Here is a 13,670-nt window from a genome sequence, read left to right on the forward strand (position 1 = left end):
AGGGGAAAAGGACCATAAGATATGGCACTCTGAAATGATACCTATTTATATAATATAGGCCCCGTAGGGGTCACACCCTGATCCGTCTCAAGGTAAAGATATAATAATCCCTGCTAGGTCCGGAATCATAAGAATAGTATAAAGACCTGCAAGGAGATAAAAAACAGTTTACGGAAGCATAAAGAAAACCGGATAATCTTTCCGAGGCCGCCATGTACCCCGGACACGACGTTTCAGCCCCTTCATCCAAGGCAAAAGACAACGGGGCTATGTAATCAGAAGTAAAAAAGAAATAAGGAGTATCAGATGTCCAATATGTAGCTTCCTGTCCGAAACTTTCCACCGACAGAAAACTTGCCTCAGCACAAAACGCCGATGAACCATGTTTTTCCATCGTGGCAAAAGCCATTAAGAAAGACATGGAAAACAGTAGCCACATACAGAGTTTAAGCTTCATTTCCTCGTCTCTTTAACGGGCGCAAAGGTACATATATTATTTTAAAGCTTCTTTTATGGAAGATTAAAATATCTAAATTAGAACGATTTAAGTACTACTTAAAAAAACTACCGGCATAACCATTCACAAACTTTGTCTTGAAAGTCTTGTGCAGCCGCCACACGTTCCACACCTTGATTCATAATACAAAAGGCCAACAAATGGTTATTCGCCGACCGTACATAACCGGCCAACGTGGATACTCCTTCCAAAGTCCCGGTCTTAGCCCTTACGTTTCCGTAAGCTCTTCCCTTCCTCATACGTTTTTCCAGCGTACCGTCAACTCCGGCTATAGGCAAAGCAATATAAAGAGGTGAAAAAATAGCCTCATCACGATAAGCGTATCTCAGGAAAGCAATTTCAAGTTCCGGTGTCAAGTAATTATATAAAGAAACCCCGCTCCCATCGGCCACTATATATTTTCCGGGATCATAGCCTAACCGCCCTATCAACCGCTCAATGTAGTACATAGCTTCTTTTCTTGAAGCGTATGGTTTTCCTGTACGGGCTGCCAACTGGTAAAACAAGGCTTCGGCACATAAATTATCACTCTCTTTCATCATCGGATGCAAAACGTCTGCCAACTGACGTGTCCGTCCGGCTAACAATACGCCATTTTGGGGACAACGGGCTTGTCCTCCAAAAACATGATGAATACCTAAGCCATGCAACATCTCGCTGAATGCCCTTATGAAAATATTCTTCTTCCCATATAATAAAGGAGTCAGCACCGGCATGTCATCATCCCAACACCACCCCCATCCCCATTGCAAGGTATCTTTCATCGACACGTCTGCATACAGTTTCCCAACTATAGAATCCACATCCGATTCTTTCAAAGCCTTGCCGAAAGAAAGCAAATCTTCTTTCCCGAAACAAGGGTCGAAACCTCCCACGACATATAAGTCTCCATACAAAACACGCCCTCGGATTTCGCCTGTGTAGAACAAGCGGGTTGCAAAACGATAATCACTCCCCAATTCGGAAAGCGCGGTGACAGCCGTTACCAATTTTTCAGTGGAAGCCGGCCGCATACGCTGTTTGGCCTGATAAGCATACAGTAAAGTATCGTCGGTCAAATCATATACACACAAACCTACTTGTGAAGTAAGGAATAGCTCATCTTGCAACAAGCTATCCAGTCCGTCCCGCAAACACACCGGCCACGAAGCCTCTTCCCCAAGCGGTTCACAAGAAAATCTCCCGGAAGCCAACAAGGGATTACCAACTCCCCCAACAAACCAGAAGACTCCCAAAAGTACTCTAAAAAGCCTCATATTCATAAGCCACCTGTCTTTTCAAGAAAATCTTCTTGTTTTCGTTTGAAATACCGGCAAAACTCTTCAGCCGGAAAAGGCGTGATGAACTTTATCGAACCGTCGCAAAACGTCAACATGACAGTATCCTTATTCCTTAAAAAAGACAAAGAAGACGGCCGTACGATATCCACCTTTTCGATGTCGGACAAAGAATGCCTGCTGACCTTGGAAAACCGCCCTTGATGAATGAACAAGCAACCTTCATCGGTAAAAACATAATACGTATGAATCAAACGTTCCACCACGAAAACCAAAAAGACCATACAACACAATGCAGCCAAAGGCAATTTTACCCAAAAGAAATATATGGCCAACACTGTAGCAGGCAACAAGCTGAAAAACATTATCTTCTTATTAATTTTTGCATGAAATGTCCGTATCATAAAACTAAAATTTGATGCAAGTTACACTTTTTACGGATTAAATCCACAGAAAGCCCAAAAATATCCTTTATTTTTTGTTTATTTAAAAAAAGACATATACCTTTGGGACGATAGCAGAAAAACAAACTAAAACCTATATATTATGAGAGCATTATTTGTTTTTTCCGGCTTATTGTTTTACTTTTCCGCTTTCTCTCAGAATGCGATAAGGTTTGCATACGATGCGTTAGGCAACCGGGTGAAGCGGGAAATCGTGCTGCAAAACTCAGATGTTGCCAAACGAAACCTGTCATCGGAAGAAAAAAAAGAGGATAATTTCTATTCCGACATGTTCTCTGAAAAACAGATCCGTATCTGGCCCAACCCAACGGAAGGGCACCTGAAAGTGGAAATCCAAGGACTCGCCCCCGAAGAAAAAGCCAGTTTGCGCATTACTTCGATGAGCGAAGCGGTCGTGGACGTAAAAGAAACAACCTCCCCCGTTTCCGAACTCGACCTGAGCCATTGCACAAATGGAATTTACCTGCTACATATCGCAACGGGCGGACAAGAAACCACTTGGAAAATCATCAAAAAATAACGCTTATGAAACGGTTTCCGCTTCTTTTCTTCCTTTGCGCGTGCTGCCTCCTTTCTGCCCTCGGACAAGAGGGGTATCCGGCTATTGACAACGATTATGTGCCTATCACTTACAAGATAGACACAAGAAATGAAGTGGGACAAATAGATATCACTTCAGGAGTATCTCCCACCGGTGCACGTACCTATACTGTCCCTATATCTGCTTATAAAGGAATACGGGGATTTAATCCGGAATTATCCTTTGTTTATAATAGCCAACAAGGCAACGGTTTATTAGGAATAGGATGGTCTCTTTCCGGATTGTCCGTCATTTGCCGCACAGTACAAACACCTTATTATGATGGGAAAATCGCTCCCATAGCTTTCAACCGTGAAGATGTTTTTATGCTCGATGGTATGCGGTTGGTCAAGGTGGATTCCGTCACTTATTTGAGCGAGCGCGGCTATATACGTGTCAAAGCGAACTATGCAGGTAATTCCTTACAGTATTTTGACGTGGCTTTCCCCAATGGCCGAACGGCCATATTCGGTTATAAAACCAATACCAACAATAACCTATATTACCCTCTCACGGAACTGAGTGATTTGTGGGGCAATACCATTACATACCATTATACTTCACAAAGGGACCATTACCGGATAAACAAAATTACATACAACGGAGCTTCCATAGAATTCTCGTTTGTCGGTTCACGGACAGACCCAGTATCCTTTTATCTTTCAGGACAGAAAGTAACAGAAAACTCTTTGCTGAAAACCATAACCTGTAAGTTTGGTAATACCATATTGGGAACTTATAAACTCAATTATAGGAATGAGAATCAAACGACGCTTAAACAATCCCTATTGGAAGAAATTGAGTATCTGAGTGGTGTGAAAAGCTTTCCTCCCTTGCATTTCTACTATGGTAAGGGAAATAAGGCAACAGGTTATGACACCCATTCTTTCGTCTGCAAAGGTTATGTAGGGACACCTTCTCCAAAACGTTTTGTCGTAGCGCGGAATGCTGACCACGGTAAAGCTGACTTAATTGTAGCAATACCCGATTACAATCCTTATATCATCCAGAATGAACTGGAAGTGGTAAACGGTTTCGAGGGTTATTCCTGGATTGAAAACGGCTATCCTAACAACGACTATATTGATTACTTTTCTTTTTTAGGAGTCATGCAAGGTGGTCGGCACCAGTTGACCTACAGTGGCGACGGATTTATCGACATTGTGGCCGCAGACATCACCGGGTGCGGACGTGACTGCGTTGTACAAATAAACAACACCATAGCAAATAAGCAAACAGATCAAGTCACTTTCAGGATTCACGATAGTGAAAGTCTTTTAATGAATAAGCAACCCTTGCAACATATATATTATTTTTCCACCCTACATTCCTGTATACACGATAATATAGAAGCACTCAGTATCCAACCCAAATATTATTACCCTGGAGATTTCAACGGAGACGGGAAAACCGAAATTTTAGGCGTATCCGCCCACCAACCTTTCGGAGATACCGGCTTGCCTTCCCAATGTTACATCTTCGACCTGAACAAAGGCACGCTTCCTTACCAAGGCCATATATTCCCTTTCCATGTAGAATTCCAAACCACTCATAATTCCCCTACTCCGGAATTTATATATAATCGGACGGACAAAATTTTCGTGTTGGACTATGACGGTGACGGGTGTAGCGAAATCGTTCACCAAGATCGTAATGGAGCACACATTTATAAATTCGACATAAAAGGTTCGGTCTGGACACCTCGCAAAATAGCAGACGGAATCCCCCTGGTTTTTACTGACAATACAAAATTCCTCATAGGTGACTTTAACGGGGACGGACTGACAGACATGCTTAGATATGTCACCAAGACTTCCAACCGACAATATTGTGAATTGTTTATATCCCAAGGCAATGGGGTCTTTGACTTAAGCAATTTCAATTTACCTTTGCGTGATGGCGAAAGTTTAGGACAAGAACGCAGATATAATTTCTTACTTCAAGATGTCAACGGGGACGGACGTTCGGATTTGATAGACTATACCGACAAAGGGTTTTATACCTATTTATATAATAATGCCGGACGGTTCGAGGATCCTTTCTTTACTCCATATCCTTCTTCCGGCGGACAACTGTTGCCTTCACGCCTAAAGACGGGAAAGGATTTTTCCCAACTTGCCTGTTTTGATGGGAATGAGATTCATCTGTATTCTTTTTCACGCAACGACAAAAAAGAGAACCTTATTACAGGAATGGTGAATAGTCTTGGTGCCATAGAAAAGAACGATTATGCTATCACCAACGGAGATGCCACATTTTCATCCATATATCAGCCAGGTTACAATATCCACTATCCTTATGTAGAAGCCTTTGACAATCTTCCTTTACTTGCCATTTCAGAAAAATATGTGGATGGCAAGCAAATGGATGGATGGCATTATTACTATAAAGGTGGAATAAAACATCTTACCGGAAAGGGATTTTGCGGCTTCCAGCAAACCCGTACCGTGGATTTCAAGGGAAAGGAACTTATCCGTGACTTTGACCCTGAAAGGTATGGGATACTGACCCATGAGGCATATGATTTGGCCTACGAAAACTTTTATGAATATGAAATCGTGGAGCATCCTAACCGTATGGTTGAAGTCAACCTATATATGAAGGATGAAAGTGATTATTTAAAAAACGCGGACAATCTATATTATTATGATGGACACAAGTTAGGATACCCTTCCACGGAAGAAATAGAATATTGGGACGGACATAAAACAAAAACGAACACTGTTTTCAAACCGGTCTACACCGGATGGGCTGAAAACAAGATAGGAGGTACGTCACCTGACAGCATGGACGTGTGCTACATGCTGGCTTATATACCTTCCGGACAAGAATACCTTTTCGGACGCATCCACGAACAAACCGTCACAAATACCACAGCCGGAGGAAAAAGCGTGTCACAAAAAACCACCATTCCTTCGTGGCAATATGACATGCCCACAGTCCGAAGGGATTACCTCGGAGGAGAGACACGTTATGACAACCAATATGATACAAAAGGAAATCTCATAAAAGCAGTAACGGAGTGGACCGGTAAAGCAAGGATTTCCGAATCATGGGAATATGACAATTACGGGAGGATATCCTCGCATACTTCAGAAATAGGGACAACGGAAAAGTACGCATACGGGACAGACGGCAGGCTGAAGTCGCACACCGACAGCCGGGGAAATACTACAGCCTATACCTATGACGGCTTTGGAAGACAAGTCGAAACGGAACGTGCAGACGGCACCACCGTGACCAATGAATATGCATGGTGCAATGAAGCTACGGGAGGAGTATATGCAATCATAATCCGGGAAACGGGAAAACCGGACATGAAGACCGTCTATGACGCATTAGGACGGGTGGTTCGCCAAAGCGAAATGACTTTTGACGGAATATGGAGAAGTACTGACATAGAATATGACGTTTACGGACGTGTTGCACGCAAGTCACTGCCTTATACACAGTCCTCCCCTTCCCATTATACGGTTTACACGTACGATGATTTCGACCGGTTGGTTTCCGTCACGGACCGTCCCGGCCATACCACCACGTACACTTACAGCGATGACAATGACGGATACACTATAACCACCACGCAGGACGGGGTGGAAACCACAAGGGCTTACGACCTTCGTGATCGTCTTGTCAGGGTGGACGACCCGGGAGGCACCACGCGTTACGAACTGGATGCGGACGGCCAACCCCTTATCATTACAGCCCCGGATGGAACCCAGACCAAGTTCGAATACAACGACATGAGGAAATGCCGCAAAAGGACAGACCCCGGATTCGGAGAAAGCACTTATGGATATGAGGCTTTCGGGGACATCGCATGGGAAAAGAACGCCCGAGGGGAAAATATCAACAGGCTCTATGATTCATACAACCGGCTGACCAACATAGGATGGGGAAGTCCCAACGTGGCATATACTTATACGCCACATGGTGAAATAGCCACCATCAAGGGGTTCAACAACACATTCATCACCTATACCTATGATGAGTTCGGGCGTTTGGCATCATACCGGGAGGATGCCCCGGACGGAAAGTGGCTGCTGAAAGATTATACATACAAAGATGGAAATACGGCTTCCGTCACTTACACCTCGCAGAACGGCAGGTTGACCACTGAAAATTACGTGTATCAGAACGGACACCTGACAGAAATAAAACTTAATGATGGCACCTCCGTCCTTAAAATAGAGGATGAAAACGACATGGGAATGCCTACCAGAGCACAAACAGGGAACATCACAAGACTCTACGAATACGATGCATACGGTTATCCCCTGCACCGGACTGGGAAGACTGACCAGCTCACTTACCAAAACTTCACATATACGTTCGACACTTCCCGGCAAAACCTTCGGACACGTACCGACCAAAGGTCGGGAAAGACGGAAACTTTCAACTATGACGGGATGAACCGTCTTACAGGAGATGGAACATCCGTTTTGGAATATGCCCCCAACGGGAATATCATAAAGAAATCGGGTGTAGGAAGCTACACTTACGAAATGCCCGGAAAACCTCATGCCGTAACAGGCATTGCCCCTGAAGGCAACCTCACGTCCGGAATGGGTACGCAGGAAATATTCTATACCAAAGCCTTGCGGCCTGACTCCATACACGAAGGGGCTTTTGATGCGAAGTTCGTCTACAATGGCAACTTGGACAAAGTGAAAATGACAGTCACACAGGACAAGGGACGCTCCTATCTCCGGAAATATTATCTCGGGGGGTGTTATGAACTGGAAGAGTCTTCTTCCGGCCCGGCAAGAGAAAGAGTATATGTGGGTGGAAACTATTATGATGCACCCGTAATGTTGGAAAAAACAGGCCCTCTCACACAATGCTATAGCCTGCTCCGCGACTATTTGGGTAGCATTACCCATGTGGTACGTTTCGACGGATACCTTATAAAAGAGCTAAACCACGATGCCTGGGGCATGCGGAGAAACCCCGTTTCATATAGCCCGGAAGTACGGCCTACCACATTGTCGGCTTCGACATTTTCACGTGGGTTCTGCGGTCATGAATATTTGGACGTATTCGGACTTGTCGACATGAACGCCCGGCTTTACGACCCCATACTTGGACGTTTCCTCTCGCCCGACCCCTATATGCAGATTCCTGATTTTTCGCAGGGATTTAACCGATATGCCTATTGCATGAATAATCCGCTTGCCTACGTGGATGAAAACGGAGAGAACCCACTCTTTATCATTGGTATCGCCATGATAGTTGGAGGAACGGCCAACCTTAGCTGGAAAGCCATTAACGGACAAATAGATGATTTTGGTGATGCCGTCTCTGCATTCGGAATAGGTGCGGCAGCCGGGGGATTCGGTGCGGCAGCAGGGTTTGTGGCCGCTACAATGGTGGGTGCGGGCTTCTTAGGTGGATTTGTGGAAAGTGCATTCTCCGGTGTAGTGTCAAGCTCCATCCTCAGTGTAGGAAATTCCCAAGCTTTCGGCGATCCCCAAATGGGTTGGAAAGGATATGTTTTGAGTGCCATCGGAGCTGGTGTTATCGGAGGGGTCGTGAACGGTGGAATAGCTGCAAGCCAAGGAAAGAACTTTTGGACGGGGAAAGGAAAGCCTAATATATTACCATCTTCCCAAAGAGCCATTGAGTATTATTCTGAACCACAACAAAGTTCAAAAATACAAGGTAACGTAAACAACGAAAATCCACATTATTTTGTTGCTGAACCAGATGGAACCATACATGATTTAGGACCGGAACTTAAAAGAATAGGAGAAGGTAAAACTTATACTTTTAGACATGACAATGAACGTTATTGGAATAAATATAATGATTTGCCAACAGGTATAAACTATACAGAATATATATGTCCACCACCACGGGAACTTAATATTCACCGCCCTGGACCAAGAAGAATTATAATGGGAAATAATGGTAGTATATGGTTTACACCAGATCATCATAACACTTTTATACCTATAAACTGGAAATATTAATTTTACATGAAAGATATCATATTTACTTTAAACCCTTCAAAGCTTTATGAAAAAGACGCGAAGATAATTCATATAGGTCCAGTTACCAACAGACTGGAACTATGTAATTGCATTGTTACAGGATTAAATTATCCATATTATGTCCAAGATAATTGGGATGCACTGATAGATTGTTTCCGTAGTCCAGATGAGGGTATGATAAACAAAAGGAATATCATTCTATTGCACGAAGATTTGTCGGGTCTACCACAACAAGATTTTGAAAACTACATTGATGTGGTCCAAATTGTAACAAGTGAATGGATTGATGATCCTGAACATCATTATACTTTTGTATTCAATCTGCACGAACAAAAAAGGATAGAGCCTTTGTTGCGACTCAGACCATTCGTCTGGTGTTATGATATAGAACATTATGAAGTGGAGCACGCCGATATGATGGATTTTCCAAACAGAGGATATGCCAAAGAGTTATTGGAACAATGGTCTGGTTTACTATCTCTTCAAATAACAGATTGGGAATATTTAAAAAATGTATTTGTCCGATTGCCGGAGATAAGAAACCGGAATATTGTGATCAGGCATAAAAACATGTCTATATTGAATAAAGAGGACTTTTCACAATATATGGACATCGTGTATGACTGCACTGATAACTGGTTGAATCATAACGGAAAACGACATGTACTCCAATTTGCCTTTGCTTATAGCGACAAAGGTTTAATATCCGCATATCACATAAATCGGATTCTATCTAAGAGATGAACAAAGCTTATATAGCTATCAAAGAACAATAAAAATGGAAACAATTAAAAAGAAAAGAATCGTAACAAGAATCGGGAATGTGTTCTGTGCAGAAATAGACAACGAATGCAAACGGTTTTTCCAATACGTAGCCAATGACTTGGAAGAACTGAATAGTAGTGTCATACGTGTATTTAAAACCAAATATCCCATGGACTACAAACCGAATATTGAAGAGATTGTAAAAGATGAGGTCGAGTTTTATGCACACACTATTTTGAAGTTCGGTATTGTGTTTAATGCGTGGTACAAAGTGGAAACATCCAAAAACATCGGAAAGGGACACAAAGAAGCATTATTTGCAGATAACTTAGCAGAACTAAATGAAGATCCCAAAATACACTGGAATGTATGGCAATTTAATAAACAACCTTTTATTCAAGGTAAGTTAGATAAAAAATATGCTCAATTCATAGAGAGAGGTGGAGTTATTCCATACGTAGACATTATCAACCGGTTAAAATTCGGTTATTTCAAATACAAATTACCGAGCTGGAAAATAGAAAACGGAAAGAACGTACCCATTATAGAATAAAAGGAGACACTATAAACTATTCGGTAAATGCCAAGAATAAAAAAACAAAATATATAAATGGATTTCATCTATATCACATCGTAATATGGAAGATAAAGGAACTGAACCTATATCAGGCTCTCCTGTGAAAAGTCTGCCTCTGACCGATTGGAAAAAAGCATTTCCAATGTTATCAAGGTATTCTTCTAATACATTATTAATGAAATTAGGAGTTGGATTAATCGGATTTAAGTTTCAACGAATATATGGAAGTTATCGACCACTATTGGTAGGTTATTCTTTATATGATGAGAGGATAAATGACGACATTATTATAGAAATGTTCTACAATAAAAAGCATCTCACGTTAGATATACCATTCGAGAAGCACCAACAGATGTTTCAAGATGCAGTGGATGATGTACAGTCCCAACACGGCAACCTCCTCGGAGAAACAGTGAATGTAAAAGACTTGTTTGATTTATTAAAACACAAGCAAAAATATGACATGTTGGTTTGCCACAATTATTGCAGCCTGACAGAATTTCTCAAATACAAGCTAATCACTGCTCTTTATCTGGATAATGACGCATTGATACAACAAGTTTGTATGGACATGGAAGAACAAACCAATTCTTGGGATGACATAGAGCGTTTTGAACTTTTCTTAGGGAAACTTCCTGTATGGAAAGATAAGTTCTATCAACTAATAGACCAACGAGAAGAAATCATGGAACGGATTCGAATCAATTCCATGGACAAAAGAATTGCCAAACTGAAAGAATCCCATCTTATTATATAGACAAGCGTATGTCAAAGAGAACAGAAAATAAAAAAGAGAATAGTTGCTACGCAATAGGCAAATGGTTTGCATGGGCTGTGGCCTTGCTCGTGACAAGCTGTAGTCCGAAAGTGGTCACGGAAATCTATCATTCTTACCCCGCTACGCAAGCTGACGACGTACAAGTATTCAAGACCGGAACGAACCGGCCTTACTCTGCCGAACTCCTGGGCAAAGTGGCTGTAAAAGGAAACGGATATACCGCACATTTCAGTTATGACCAGGTCGTAGCACTGGCCAAGGCTGAAACGGCCAAAGTGGGAGGAAACGCCTTGGCTATCACCGAACATAAAGAACCTACCATCCTCGTTTCCTGCCATCAGATAAAAGGAGAAATGCTACGCATGAAAACCCAACAAAGGGAACAGATAAGGAAAGCCGACAGTTTGGAACTGGCTAGCCGGAAAAGCATAAAGCCACGTAAGCTCCCGCCCCCACTCCCTATCCATATCTACGGGAACGGAGGTTTCGGTCATGTGTTCAGCAAAGCTTACCATGACATTCCGGGCGGTCTCAGCGGCACGTTCAAAAACGGGGTGGATTTCCAGGGAGGAATCGACTGGGTGGGTAAAAAGTTCATGGGTGTAGGCATTCTCTATTCCGGCTACCGCTCTGGAGCATACCATACCAACTTCGTACGCAATCCCGATTACCCCAAGGAACAAACCGCCAATCCCAAAAGCCGGATGCACTTGGATTACATAGGCCCGGAATTTGTCATGAGGGCAGCCAACAAACATTGGTCCCTACGGTACGGCATCGGAGCAGGTGCCTTCATCTTGAATGTCGAGGAAGAGATGGATTTCAGTATGGGAAAAACTGTAAAAGGGATGGGATTGCATTACCAACTCAGTGCGGACTACCTGCTGAACAAACACGTAGGCATAGGAGTAAATGCCGGAATCATTTACGGAAACGTATATGACGAAGATGGGGTGATTCCCGGCTCCATGGACCAATCCGTAGAGTTCTACCGTATCTTTATCAACGGAGGACTGCACTTTTATTTTTAAAAGAAATCCTGCGGCAAACGCACAACCAACCGAGTTTTTAAGTAGTTTTGCAACGTCTAACATCAACAGCATGAACTGACGGCATGATACGCAAATTTGATTTTTTAGTGATAGGTTCGGGAGTGGCCGGAATGAGTTACGCCCTGAAAGTGGCCGATGCGGGCAAAGGCAAGGTGGCCATCGTATGTAAAACCACATTGGAAGAGGCCAACACGGCCAAGGCACAAGGGGGAATAGCCTCAGTGACCAACCTGAAAGTGGACAACTTCGAGAAACATATCAAGGACACCATGGTTGCAGGGGATTTCATCAGCAACCCTGCAGCCGTGGAACAAGTAGTGAAAAACGCACCGCAAGGCATACGCGACCTCGTGAAATGGGGCGTGAACTTCGACAAAAACGAAAAGGGGGATTTCGACCTGCACCGTGAAGGCGGACATTCGGAATTCCGCATCCTGCACCACGCCGACGACACGGGTTTTGAAATCCAGCGCGGACTGATGGAGGCCGTACGCCGCCATCCGAACATCACGATTCTGGAAAACCACTTTGCCGTGGAAATCATCACCCAACACCATTTGGGCATCGAAGTGACACGCCGCACGCCGGACATCGAATGTTACGGTGCTTACGTCTTAGACCCCGACACGCAAAAGATAGATACCTTCCTCTCCAAAGTCACCCTGATGGCCACCGGTGGTACGGGAGCCGTCTACGCCACTACGACCAACCCCAACATTGCCACGGGCGACGGCATCGCCATGGTCTACCGTGCCAAAGGTACGGTGGAAGGCATGGAGTTCGTGCAGTTCCACCCCACGGCCCTCTTCCATCCGGGCGAGACGCACCCGGCTTACCTCATCACAGAGGCCATGCGGGGATACGGCGGCATCTTGCGGTTGCCCAATGGCGAAGAGTTCATGCAGAAATACGACAAGCGGCTTAGCCTCGCCCCACGCGACATCGTGGCCCGTGCCATCGACAAGGAAATGAAAATACATGGCTTGGACCACGTGTGCCTGGACGTGACGCACAAGGATGCGGAAGAAACCAAACACCATTTCCCGAACATTTATGCCAAATGCCTCTCCATCGGCATCGACATTACCAAGCAATACATTCCCGTCGTGCCTTGCGCCCACTACATGTGCGGCGGCATCAAGGTAGACCTCAACGCCTGTTCTAGCATCCGGCGGCTCTATGCCGTGGGCGAATGTTCTTGTACCGGACTGCACGGCGGTAACCGCTTGGCCAGCAATTCGCTCATCGAAGCCGTGGTGTATGCCGACGCGGCAGCCCGCCACAGCTTGGAGGTCATAGACCAATATGCTTTCAATGAAAAGATACCCGAATGGAACGATGAGGGTACGATGAGCAACGAAGAAAAAGTACTCATCGCGCAGGACATGAAGGAAGTGGGACAAATCATGAGCAACTACGTGGGCATCGTGCGGAGCGACCTGCGCCTGAAACGGGCATGGACACGCTTGGACCTGCTATACGAAGAGACCGAAGAGCTTTTCAAGCGTGTCAAGGCGACCAAAGACATTTGCGAACTGCGCAACATGATTAACGTGGGTTACCTTATCACGCGGCAGGCCATCGAACGCAAGGAAAGCTGCGGATTGCACTATACGATAGACTATCCCAAACACGCTTACGACCAAAAATAAGGTAACCATTTACAA

The 13,670-nt window shown here is 44.1% G+C and carries 10 protein-coding genes; 7 read left to right on the forward strand and 3 right to left on the reverse strand.

Annotated elements, in window-relative coordinates:
* Positions 1-70: 70 nt before the first annotated feature.
* From E0E47_RS11785 to E0E47_RS11795, 3 genes are all read right to left on the reverse strand, one after another.
* On the reverse strand, positions 71-457 hold the full coding sequence (locus tag E0E47_RS11785) for a hypothetical protein (protein WP_130893782.1): 387 nt from the start codon (positions 455-457) through the stop codon (positions 71-73).
* A 107-nt stretch (positions 458-564) separates the two neighbouring features.
* Entirely contained in the window at positions 565-1,779 is a 1,215-nt protein-coding gene (locus E0E47_RS11790; protein WP_130893783.1) for a D-alanyl-D-alanine carboxypeptidase/D-alanyl-D-alanine-endopeptidase, read from the reverse strand.
* The gene (locus E0E47_RS11795) at positions 1,776-2,159 is read right to left on the reverse strand and encodes a hypothetical protein (RefSeq protein ID WP_232038424.1); all 384 of its coding nucleotides are present in this window, start codon (positions 2,157-2,159) and stop codon (positions 1,776-1,778) included. The genes E0E47_RS11790 and E0E47_RS11795 overlap by 4 nt, the downstream gene beginning before the upstream one ends.
* A 181-nt stretch (positions 2,160-2,340) precedes the next feature.
* On the opposite strand from E0E47_RS11795, the gene E0E47_RS11800 reads away from it, so the two are divergent.
* The 7 genes from E0E47_RS11800 (at position 2,341) to nadB (ending at position 13,655) form a co-directional block, all read left to right on the forward strand.
* Entirely contained in the window at positions 2,341-2,778 is a 438-nt protein-coding gene (locus E0E47_RS11800; RefSeq protein WP_130893785.1) for a T9SS type A sorting domain-containing protein, read from the forward strand.
* Positions 2,779-2,783: 5 nt separating this feature from the next.
* The gene (locus E0E47_RS11805) at positions 2,784-8,810 is read left to right on the forward strand and encodes an RHS repeat-associated core domain-containing protein (RefSeq protein WP_130893786.1); all 6,027 of its coding nucleotides are present in this window, start codon (positions 2,784-2,786) and stop codon (positions 8,808-8,810) included.
* Between the two features lie 6 nt (positions 8,811-8,816).
* Complete coding sequence (locus E0E47_RS11810; protein ID WP_130893787.1) at positions 8,817-9,575, forward strand: barstar family protein; 759 nt, start codon at positions 8,817-8,819, stop codon at positions 9,573-9,575.
* A 34-nt stretch (positions 9,576-9,609) separates the two neighbouring features.
* Positions 9,610-10,149 carry a hypothetical protein gene (locus E0E47_RS11815; protein WP_130893788.1) on the forward strand — a complete coding sequence of 180 codons (540 nt, stop codon included), beginning with the start codon at positions 9,610-9,612 and terminating at the stop codon, positions 10,147-10,149.
* An 85-nt stretch (positions 10,150-10,234) separates the two neighbouring features.
* The gene (locus E0E47_RS11820; protein WP_197730274.1) at positions 10,235-10,930 is read left to right on the forward strand and encodes a hypothetical protein; all 696 of its coding nucleotides are present in this window, start codon (positions 10,235-10,237) and stop codon (positions 10,928-10,930) included.
* A gap of 8 nt (positions 10,931-10,938) precedes the next feature.
* On the forward strand, positions 10,939-11,982 hold the full coding sequence (locus tag E0E47_RS11825; protein ID WP_130893790.1) for a hypothetical protein: 1,044 nt from the start codon (positions 10,939-10,941) through the stop codon (positions 11,980-11,982).
* A gap of 83 nt (positions 11,983-12,065) precedes the next feature.
* Positions 12,066-13,655 carry an L-aspartate oxidase gene (gene nadB, locus E0E47_RS11830; RefSeq protein ID WP_130893791.1) on the forward strand — a complete coding sequence of 530 codons (1,590 nt, stop codon included), beginning with the start codon at positions 12,066-12,068 and terminating at the stop codon, positions 13,653-13,655.
* Positions 13,656-13,670 lie beyond the last annotated feature (15 nt).

The sequence above is a fragment of the Paraprevotella xylaniphila YIT 11841 genome, from assembly GCF_900683745.1.
Lineage (GTDB): Bacteria > Bacteroidota > Bacteroidia > Bacteroidales > Bacteroidaceae > Paraprevotella > Paraprevotella xylaniphila.